Source organism: Terriglobia bacterium (genome assembly GCA_036496425.1).
Taxonomy (GTDB): Bacteria; Acidobacteriota; Terriglobia; order 20CM-2-55-15; family 20CM-2-55-15; genus 20CM-2-55-15.
Map to the genome: position 1 here is coordinate 1 of DASXLG010000407.1, position 9419 is coordinate 9419.

At 58.1% G+C, this 9419-nt stretch carries 10 protein-coding genes; 7 read left to right on the forward strand and 3 right to left on the reverse strand.

The window, feature by feature from the left end; all coding sequences use genetic code 11:
* Positions 1-233 precede the first annotated feature (233 nt).
* Positions 234-1607, forward strand: a complete 1374-nt coding sequence (locus VGK48_29350) for an efflux RND transporter periplasmic adaptor subunit (GenBank protein HEY2385302.1) — start codon at positions 234-236, stop codon at positions 1605-1607.
* A 6-nt stretch (positions 1608-1613) separates the two neighbouring features.
* A complete protein-coding gene (locus tag VGK48_29355) occupies positions 1614-2327 on the forward strand; it encodes an ABC transporter ATP-binding protein (GenBank protein ID HEY2385303.1) in 714 nt (237 codons plus the stop codon).
* Between the two features lie 20 nt (positions 2328-2347).
* On the opposite strand, the gene VGK48_29360 is transcribed toward VGK48_29355, so the two are convergent.
* Complete coding sequence (locus VGK48_29360) at positions 2348-2590, reverse strand: hypothetical protein (GenBank protein ID HEY2385304.1); 243 nt, start codon at positions 2588-2590, stop codon at positions 2348-2350.
* Between the two features lie 44 nt (positions 2591-2634).
* On the opposite strand from VGK48_29360, the gene VGK48_29365 reads away from it, so the two are divergent.
* Entirely contained in the window at positions 2635-3669 is a 1035-nt protein-coding gene (locus VGK48_29365) for a hypothetical protein (GenBank protein HEY2385305.1), read from the forward strand.
* Between the two features lie 11 nt (positions 3670-3680).
* On the opposite strand, the gene pyrF is transcribed toward VGK48_29365, so the two are convergent.
* Together pyrF and VGK48_29375 are read right to left on the reverse strand one after the other, a co-directional pair.
* Complete coding sequence (gene pyrF, locus VGK48_29370; GenBank protein HEY2385306.1) at positions 3681-4373, reverse strand: orotidine-5'-phosphate decarboxylase; 693 nt, start codon at positions 4371-4373, stop codon at positions 3681-3683.
* A gap of 4 nt (positions 4374-4377) precedes the next feature.
* Positions 4378-5295 carry a dihydroorotate dehydrogenase gene (locus VGK48_29375; protein HEY2385307.1) on the reverse strand — a complete coding sequence of 306 codons (918 nt, stop codon included), beginning with the start codon at positions 5293-5295 and terminating at the stop codon, positions 4378-4380.
* Positions 5296-5345: 50 nt separating this feature from the next.
* On the opposite strand from VGK48_29375, the gene pyrR reads away from it, so the two are divergent.
* The 4 genes from pyrR to VGK48_29395 all read left to right on the forward strand — a co-directional run bounded on the left by pyrR (position 5346) and on the right by VGK48_29395 (position 9377).
* Positions 5346-5888: a bifunctional pyr operon transcriptional regulator/uracil phosphoribosyltransferase PyrR gene (gene pyrR, locus VGK48_29380; GenBank protein HEY2385308.1), complete on the forward strand. Its 543-nt coding sequence runs from the start codon at positions 5346-5348 to the stop codon at positions 5886-5888.
* Complete coding sequence (locus VGK48_29385) at positions 5889-6821, forward strand: aspartate carbamoyltransferase catalytic subunit (GenBank protein ID HEY2385309.1); 933 nt, start codon at positions 5889-5891, stop codon at positions 6819-6821. It abuts the gene before it with no gap.
* A complete protein-coding gene (locus VGK48_29390) occupies positions 6821-8089 on the forward strand; it encodes a dihydroorotase (protein HEY2385310.1) in 1269 nt (422 codons plus the stop codon). The genes VGK48_29385 and VGK48_29390 overlap by 1 nt, the downstream gene beginning before the upstream one ends.
* 70 nt (positions 8090-8159) lie before the next feature.
* Positions 8160-9377, forward strand: coding sequence for a M20/M25/M40 family metallo-hydrolase (locus tag VGK48_29395; protein HEY2385311.1), 1218 nt, complete (start codon positions 8160-8162; stop codon positions 9375-9377).
* The last annotated feature ends 42 nt before the right edge of the window (positions 9378-9419 follow it).

Below are 9419 nucleotides of genomic sequence, written 5' to 3' on the forward strand. Positions count from 1 at the left end.
TGGAGCTTTTTTCTTCGTTGCCATTATCAATTCACCTCCGATCCTTATTCTCTTTACGACTATTGCTCACCTCTTTTGGGTAAGCTTCGTGTTTAAAAATATTTTTAAGACATGTTACACAAAAATACAAAGTAAAAATCGCGCGCGGCTCCGTTTTTTAAAAGATCGATGCAATCGGGTATCATGACCCGGCGTGGAACTCGCGAGCGGAAGAGTTCGTATAGAGACAGATAATGACCACCAGAAAAAAACTTTTGATCGCTGTTCTGATCGTTGCCGGCGCCGGCTCGACGGCCGGATACAGCATATTCGCGCGCAACAGAGGGGTCGTTGCCGTCGAGGCTGGACACGTGGTTCAGCAGGATCTGACCCAGACCGTGTCGGCCAATGGAGAGATCAAACCGAAGAAAGATGTGAACGTGAGCTCGAACATGATGGGCCGCATTATCCGGCTGCCCGTCAAAGAGGGTGATCGCGTTCACGAAGGTGACCTGCTGGTTCAGCTGGAGTCGATCCAGAGCGAAGCCGACGTGAAATCGGCGGAGGCGAGCCTCGATGCGGCGGCGGCGGATGTCGAAGGTACCGTCGCGCAGATCCGGTCCGCGGACGCCGCCGTCGCATCCGCGAAAGCGGAGATCACCCGTTCCGAAGCCGATCTACTCCGGGCCAGGCAAAACTTCGACCGGCAGGAACAATTGAGCAAGCAGGGTCTGATCGCGAAAGACGCCTATGAGAAGGCCAAGGCGGATTATGAGATCGCCGAGGCAACGCTCAACTCCGACAAGGCGCGGCTCGCCCAGGCGGAGGCTCAATCGGCGCAGATGCTGAAGCAGCGCGATAGCACGGCGATGCGAGTCGCTCAACAACGCGCGGCCCTGGTCCGGGCCAAGGATCAGTTTTCGAAGACAACGATCCGCGCAACCCTGGATGGCGTCATCACCTATTTGCCGGTCAACGAAGGCGAGACCGCCATCGTCGGAGTTCAGAATCAGGCGGGAACCATCCTGATGACAATCGCCGATCTGTCCGTGATTACGGCCGAAGTCAATGTCGACGAAACCGACATCGTCAACGTGAAGCTTGGACAGGAGGCTCGAATCAAAGTCGATGCTCTGGGGGATAAGGTTCTGCTCGGACATGTTTCTGAGGTCGGCAACAGCGCCCTCACCAGAAGCAGCGGGACAGCCTCGACAGCGACGGCAGGCACGAGTCAGGAGGCGAAAGACTTCAAGGTGGTCGTGACGCTCGATAATCCACCGTCCGAACTGCGGCCCGGTCTCTCCTGCACCGCCACGATCGTTACTGCAACGCGGCCAAAAATTCTGACCGTGCCGATCCAGGCCCTGACCATCCGCGAATTCGATGCCGCTCCCGCTGCGGTAAACAAGGACTCCAACAACAATAAAAAGAAGGTGGAAAAAGAAGGCGTCTTCACGCTCAAGGACGGCGTGGCCTTGTTCCGCCCCGTGAAGACCGGTATCACCGGTACGACGGACATCGAGATCCTCGAAGGGCTCTCGGAAAACGACAACGTGGTGACCGGCCCGTACCAGGTGCTGCGCACTCTGCAGGACAACACACGGATTAAAATAGATAAGGCTCAATGACGCGCTATGGCCGCTGACCAGGACGCTCTAATACAAACCGACGATCTCTGGAAAACCTACGAGATGGGCAGCAGCGAGGTTCATGCCTTGCAGGGAGTCTCGTTCCGAATTCCGCGTAACGAATACGTCGCGATCATGGGACCTTCCGGCTCCGGCAAGTCCACATTGATGAACTTGATCGGCTGCCTGGATACGCCGACCAAGGGTCAGTATTGGTTGAATGGAAGGCTCGTCAGCGAGATGGACGACGACGAGCTGGCCCATATCCGGAACAAAGAAATCGGATTCGTTTTCCAGACCTTCAATCTCCTCGCCCGCGCTACTGCTCTGCATAATGTCGAACTGCCGTTGATCTACAGCGGCGTTCATTCGCGGGAGCGGACGGAACGCGCGAGGAACGCGCTCCAGATGGTCGAGCTTTCCGACCGGATGGATCACAAGCCGAACGAACTGTCCGGCGGTCAGCGCCAGCGCGTGGCGATCGCCCGGGCATTGGTCAACAATCCCTCGATCATCCTGGCGGACGAGCCTACCGGCAACCTTGATTCCCAGACCGGGGTCGAGATCATGAAGCTTTTCGATAAGCTCCATTCCGAAGGAAACACGATCATTCTGGTTACCCACGAGCGCGACATCGCGGAATATGCCCATCGTGTCATCAGCATCCGTGACGGAAAGATCGCTTCCGACGAGCGCGTGAAAAACTTCGTGAAAGGTTGATCAGTCCGGCAGACCGAACGTCAGAATGCTCGTCCCTGCCGCCACGGCGATGAACATTCCACTGTCTTCATCGACAAACACCAAACCCGTAACCGAACCGAGAACGCCGCCCCATGAATTTCCGTGATCTGCGTGATTCTGGTGAAACGGTTGCCGCTCATGTCACCGTGGTACGTCGGCCAGTCGATGTTGCGGCCGGGACCCTTGGCGAACGCAGCGCCGAGCAGCAGGAACAAACCCGAAAACACGCGAATTGTCCTCATAGTGGTGGCGATTATATTATGTCGAGCGCGAAAGGGGACCCTCCATGAAAGTTATAGTTTTGCTCGCATTGGCACTGACGGCGTTGACGCTCGTTCTGTCTCGGGCCTTCGCTGCCCAGACTCCAACCGGCTGTTCGCCGGCAGGAAACATCCAGTTTGTATGCGGCCAGCAGTCGCCCGAAGATCTCGTCCATCTGCCGGGGACCGATTGGATGCTGGCATCGGCTTTTGGCGGCGCTGGCGGTATTCGCCTGATTAATGTCCGCGACAAAACCTCGAGCACCCTTTACCCGAGCGCCGATGCCAGGGACCAACTCGACAAGAAAACCTACGACACCTGTCCCGGCGCCCCGGACGCTGACGACAAGGCGAAGTTCACGACGCACGGTCTTGCCTTGCGTGTGGGAAGAAATTCGACGCATACCTTGTACGCCGTTCACCATGGCAAGCGGGAGTCGATCGAAGTATTCGAGGTCGACGCGCGTCCAAAGCGGCCGGCAGTGACATGGATCGGCTGTGCCGTCGCTCCCGACCCGATCGGGTTGAATTCCATTGTGCCTCTGCCGGGCGATGGATTCATTGCCACCAATTATCTGGAGCGTGGAGCGAATGCGGCCGCCGCGCGAACGAAGTTGATGGCCGGTGAGAACAATGGCGAGTTGTGGGAATGGCATACGGGAAAGGGATGGGTGAAAGTGCCGGGAAGCGAAGCGTCCGGCCCGAACGGCGTGGAAGTTTCGAAGGACGGCAAGACGCTGTATGTCGCCGCGTGGGGCAGCCAGTCGTTCTTCCGTATGTCGCGAGGCCAGACGCCGGTAAAGCGGGATTCGATTCCGTTGGGCTTTCGAGTCGACAACATCCGCTTCGCGCCGGATGGCTCGATTCTGGCCTCAGGGCAGGGACAACGGACGTCGAATGTGGTTCGTATCGACCCAGGCTCTCTCAAGATAACCGAACTGATAAACCAGCCGGACACCCCCGCATTCGGTGCGGGAACCGTTGCGATTCCAATCGGCAACCAATTGTGGGTGGGATCGTTCCGCGGCGATCGGATTGCGATTTTTCCGGCGCCGAAATAGGCGAAAAACAGTCAGATCGACGCGACAAGCCGCTGCAATGCAGCCCGTGGATCACGGTCGTCCGTGACGGCGCGGCCAACGACGATGTAATCGGCGCCGGCGGCGAGCGCATCGTGGGGTGTGGCGATGCGTTGCTGATCGTTCATCGATTGTTCGGGCATACGGATCCCCGGAGTGACGATCTTGAAATTCGGATTGACCGCTTTCCGGACCAGCTGAATTTCGCGCGGCGAGCAAACGACGCCGTCGATGCCACATTCCTGCGCAAATAAGGCGAGCCGGTGCACCTGTTCATCCAGCGGACGTTCCACGCCGACCTCGAACAGGGCGCGCGTATCGAAACTGGTCAGGACGGTCACGGCGACGACAATCGGCCGGCGCGCCCCCAGCTTCTCGTGCAATTCCTTCGGTACGGCCTGCATCATCGCGCGGCCGCCGCTGGCATGGATCGTCATCATGCTGACGCCGAGTCTGGCGGCTTCAAGGGCCGCATGCGTGACCGTGTTCGGGATGTCGTGAAATTTAAGGTCGAGGAAAACCTTTCCGCGATTGCGAATGATCTCCAGAACGATTTCGCGGCCCCCGCACATGAACAGCTGGCTTCCGACCTTGAACATGCCTGCCAGGTCGTGCAATTCATGAACAAGCTCGATGGCTTTCTGGGGAGAGCTGACATCCAGCGCAATGATGATCTTTTCGTTCATGTCCCTATAATTTCATTTGTCCCACGAGGTCGCGGATGCGGGTTAGCCTTCTTTTTGTCAAAAACTTCTCGAGACCATCGATGACATGAAGCGGCGCCCGCGGATCCCTGAAATTGGCGGTCCCGATCTGAACGGCAGATGCGCCCGCCAGGAAATATTCAACTGCGTCCTCGGCCGTGACGATCCCACCCAGCCCGATGACCGGGATTTTCACAGCGCGCGCGCACTGATAAACCATCCGCAGCGTGATCGGCTTGATGGCCGGGCCGGAAAGTCCAGCCGTCACGTTATGGATTCGAGGTTTGAAACTGTCGGTATCGATAGCCATTCCGAGATACGTGTTGGCGACCGAGATCGCGTCGGCGCCGGCTTCTTCCGCTGCCCGGGCAAACTCGGTGATGTCCGTCACGTTCGGAGAGAGTTTCACGATCAGCGGCCGCCGCGCCCGCGCCTTCAGCGTTTTTGTCAGTTGCCTGGTCAGTTCCGGGCTCTGGCCGAAAACCATCCCACCCTGCTCGGTATTGGGGCAGGAAATATTGAGCTCGTAAGCGGCAATACCATTGCAGGTATTCAACTTATCCACGACCTCGGCATAGTCGTCCGCGTTAAATCCAAAGACGTTCACAAAGACGGCGCAGCCGGTGCTGCGGAGGAACGGCATTTTGTCCCGGATGAAGGCGTCGACTCCGACATTCTCCAGCCCGATGGAGTTCAGCATTCCCGAAGCGGTTGGAAACAGGCGCGGCGGCAGATTGCCTTCGATGGGCTTGGCAGAAGTACCCTTGACGCAAACCGCACCGATCCGGCGCAGATCGGCGAAGCGGGAAAACTCTTCCCCGTAGCCAAAAGTTCCACTGGCTGCAATAACCGGATTCGGAAGGCGGATGCCGGCGAGCTCGATCGAGAGATCAACGCCACTCATTAGCGATGAATCTAGCATATAATTTTCAGCTGCGCGCGTAGCGGGTGAACATGTCTTTGAAGCTCAACTATCAATTAATGAAGGCTGAGGAAGTGCGCTCGACGCTCGATCGCATGGCCGAGCAGATCCTCGAAGCCAACAGTGGCCGGCCCGTCGTCCTGATCGGTATCCAGAGGCGCGGCGTTCCGATGGCGCGCCGGATGGCCGCGCACATCGCGGCGAAGACTCAACGGGAACCGCAGTTCGGCACGCTGGACATCAATTTGTATCGCGATGATCTGACACGAGTCGCCTCGCAGCCCGTGGTCCTGAAGACGGAAGTGCCGCCGCACATCGATGACCGCGATGTGGTGCTGGTCGATGACGTCCTGTACACCGGGCGGACGATTCGAGCCGCGCTCGACGCGCTCTGTGATTTCGGCCGCATGCGTACGATCCAGCTGGCGGTCCTGATCGATCGCGGGCATCGGGAGCTCCCGATCGAAGCAAACTTTACCGGCCAGAAGGTCTCGACGAAAGACAATGAGGTCGTTGAGGTCAAGCTCACGGAAATCGACGGCGAAGACGCGATTTACGTCATGGAAAAAATCTAGGTGCTGAAGCGGAAAGACGTTCTTGGAATCCAGGATCTCAATCGTGAAGAAATTTTAGAAATCCTCGATACCACCGAATCCTTCCAGGAAGTTTCCACCCGGCCCATCAAGAAAGTTCCTACGCTCCGCGGCAAAACCGTCATCAACCTGTTTTTCGAGTCGTCGACGCGCACGCGCACTTCGTTTGAAATCGCGGGCAAGCGGCTGTCGGCCGACGTCGTCAATATCTCGGCTTCGACCAGCAGCGTCTCGAAAGGCGAGACCTTGATCGACACCGCAAAAACGCTCGACGCCATGTCCGCCGATGCCGTTGTCATCCGTCATCCCTCTTCCGGAGCTCCGCACACACTGGCCAGGTTGACGCGTGCCTCGATCATTAACGGCGGCGACGGCGCTCACGAGCATCCCACCCAGGCGCTTCTCGATGCCTGCACGATCCGCCAGCGGAAAGGCCGGCTCAATGATCTGAAAGTTGCCATCGTCGGCGATGTCGCGCACAGCCGCGTTGCAAGATCGAACACCCATCTGCTGACGAAGTTCGGCTCTCACGTATGGCTTTGTTCGGCGCCGACGCTGATGCCGCCCGGCATCGAGAAGATGGTCTGCGAAAACGGCGAGTTCCTGCACCATACCAGTTCGATGGACGAAGCCATCCGCGACGCCGACGTCATCATGATGCTGCGCGTTCAGTTTGAGCGCATGAGCGAATCCTTTTTCCCATCCGTTCGCGAATATTTCCGTTATTACGGACTGACGCATGAGCGCGCCAGACAGGCCAAAGAGGATGTCATCATCATGCATCCCGGGCCGATCAACCGGGGTGTTGAAATCGCCACCGATGTCGCGGATGGTCCGTATTCGGTCATTCTCGATCAGGTGGCCGCCGGCGTGGCGGTGCGCATGGCGATTCTGTATCTGTTGCTTGGAGGGTAATGGATCTCATCATAAAAAACGGCAGGGTTGTCGATCCCGCTCGCAAGCTCGATACAGTCACGGATGTTCTCATCCGAAATGGCAGGATTGCGGCGGTCGGTAACGCCGCCGGCGCACCCGAGATTCCAGTCTTTGATGCTACAGGGCTGATCGTCGCGCCCGGGTTCTTCGACATTCATGTTCACCTGCGTGAGCCGGGTACCGAAGAGGCGGAAACCATAGCTTCCGGCGGAAACGCGGCCGTGGCCGGAGGGTTCACGGCCGTCGCCCCGATGCCGAACACGAAACCGCCGAACGATAATCCTTCCATTACGCATTACATCGTTTCGGAAGCGCGCCGCTCATCGCCGGCCCGCGTGTTTCCGATCGGCGCGATCACGAAAGAACAGAAGGGTGAAACGCTGGCCGAAATCGGGGAGATGTTCGAAGCCGGCATCGCCGGCGTTTCCGATGACGGCAAGCCGGTCATGGACGCCCAGTTGTTTCGCCGCGCGCTGGAATATGCGCAGATGTTCGACCTGCCCGTCATCCAGCATTGCGAGGATCTGCATTTATCCAAGGGCGGTGTCATGCACGAGGGCATGTATTCCACGCGGCTTGGGCTGAAAGGCATTCCCTCCGCCGCCGAAGAAACGATGGTTTCGCGCGACTTGATATTGGCCCAGTTGACGCGCGGCAAATATCACGTCGCGCACTTGAGTACACGCCGGGCTGTGGAAATGGTGCGCGACGCGAAGGCGCGCGGCCTGCAGATTACGGCCGAAGTCACGCCCCACCATTTCACGCTGACGGATGCTGCCGTCGCCAACTACGATACGAATGCCAAAATGAACCCGCCGCTCCGGTCCGCGGATGATGTTGCGGCGCTGGTTCACGGCCTTCAGGACGGAACGATCGATGCCATTGCGAGCGACCACGCGCCGCATCACATTAATTTGAAGATGCTGGAATTCGATCGTGCGCCCTTCGGCATAACCGGTCTCGAAACTGCCGTTGGCCTGGCCTGCACGAAGCTGCAACTGCCGATTGCCCGACTGATCGAATTGCTTTCGCTCAATCCTCAGCGGATCATGAAGGTGCGCAATTGGGGTCTGTTCGAAGGCAGCGATGCGGATCTCACGATTCTCGACCTGAACCGCGCCTGGACATTCGACGTCGCTCAATCGCGCTCAAAAAGCCGCAATTCGCCGTTTAACGGATGGCAACTGAAGGGCAAGGCCGTCGCGACGATTGTCGGAGGCAAACTTGTCTATGAAGACCGGAGGTAAGAGGGGAAGGAACGCAAGAGGCACAAGAAGCACAAGATGTAGTTTGCTGCTCTTGTGCTTTTTGTGCTTCTTGTGTTCCTTCCCCTCTTACGGCCAGCCGGCGCTGTCGAATCCGAAATTCAAGTCGGCCGAAGACTTTGTCGCGAAGGACCACGATCGATTCGTACGCGAACTGATTCAGATCACCGAAGTCCCGGCGCCTCCATTTAAAGAAGACAAGCGGGGCAGGCTCTATGCGGATATGCTCCGGCAAAGCGGCCTCACCAATGTGCAAATCGATCCGGAAGGTAATGTCATCGGGGTCCGGAAGGGCACGGGCAATGGCCCGTTGATCGCGATTGCGGCTCATCTCGACACCGTGTTTCCTGAAGGAACGCACATCCAGGTGCGCCGTGAAGGCACGAAGCTATTTGCGCCGGGTGTCGGCGACGATTCGAGAGCGCTTGCAGTCCTGCTTGAAATCGTTCGCGCAATGGACGCGGCCAGGATTCAAACTACGAGCGACATTCTTTTCATCGGCAATGTCGGCGAAGAGGGTGAAGGCGATCTTCGAGGAATGAAGTATCTCTTCCAGCGAGGCCCGTACAAAGACAAGATCAAGATGTTCATTTCCCTCGATCCGTTCGGATGGGGCAACGATGTTACGGTGGGTGGCGTCGGCAGCAAGCGTTTCAAAGTCACCTTCAAAGGTCCCGGCGGACACAGCTTCGGGTCGTTCGGAGTTGTCAGTCCGGCATTCGCCCTGGGCAACGCCATCGCGAAGCTGTCGCGGATGCTGGTGCCTTCCAATCCCAGAACGACCTTCAATGTCGGCGTCATCGGCGGCGGCACGTCCGTCAATTCGATTCCATTCGAGTCCTGGATGGAGGTCGACATCCGTTCCGAACAGAAGGAGGAATTGGACAAAACCGTCGAGACCTTCACGCGGCTGATGCATGAGGCCGAAGACGAGGAAAATCATGCGAGGTCGACGATTCAGGGCCGCATCGAAGTTGAAGTGAAATTGATCGGCGATCGCCCTTTCGGCCAGGTCGCGATGAACTCCACGATTGTCCAGACCGCGGCCGCCGTCATCCGGGCCTTCGGTGGGAATCCGACATATGGGCCGAGCAGCACGGATTCAAACATTCCGATGAGCATGGGTATTCCCGCCATCACGCTGGAGTCCGGCGGGACCGGCGGCCGCAACCACACGCTCGACGAATGGATCGATGTGGAGAAGGGGCCCAGCGTGAGAGGAATCGAGATCGCGATGGGCGTGTTGGTCTCTCTGGCGGGAGTGAATTAGCGCATGGCTTGTGAGCGACCCCCTGCCGCCTTCGGCGGCTTC

What these genes read in the sequence shown, in the direction of transcription:
- VGK48_29365 (HEY2385305.1), top strand. Translation starts at nt 2,635, where the DNA reads ATGAAAGTTATAGTTTTGCTCGCATTGGCACTGACGGCGTTGACGCTC.
- pyrR (HEY2385308.1), top strand. Translation starts at nt 5,346, where the DNA reads ATGTCTTTGAAGCTCAACTATCAATTAATGAAGGCTGAGGAAGTGCGC.
- VGK48_29390 (HEY2385310.1), top strand. Translation starts at nt 6,821, where the DNA reads ATGGATCTCATCATAAAAAACGGCAGGGTTGTCGATCCCGCTCGCAAG.
- pyrF (HEY2385306.1), bottom strand. Translation starts at nt 4,373, where the DNA reads ATGAACGAAAAGATCATCATTGCGCTGGATGTCAGCTCTCCCCAGAAA.
- VGK48_29360 (HEY2385304.1), bottom strand. Translation starts at nt 2,590, where the DNA reads ATGAGGACAATTCGCGTGTTTTCGGGTTTGTTCCTGCTGCTCGGCGCT.
- VGK48_29375 (HEY2385307.1), bottom strand. Translation starts at nt 5,295, where the DNA reads ATGAGTGGCGTTGATCTCTCGATCGAGCTCGCCGGCATCCGCCTTCCG.
- VGK48_29350 (HEY2385302.1), top strand. Translation starts at nt 234, where the DNA reads ATGACCACCAGAAAAAAACTTTTGATCGCTGTTCTGATCGTTGCCGGC.
- VGK48_29355 (HEY2385303.1), top strand. Translation starts at nt 1,614, where the DNA reads ATGGCCGCTGACCAGGACGCTCTAATACAAACCGACGATCTCTGGAAA.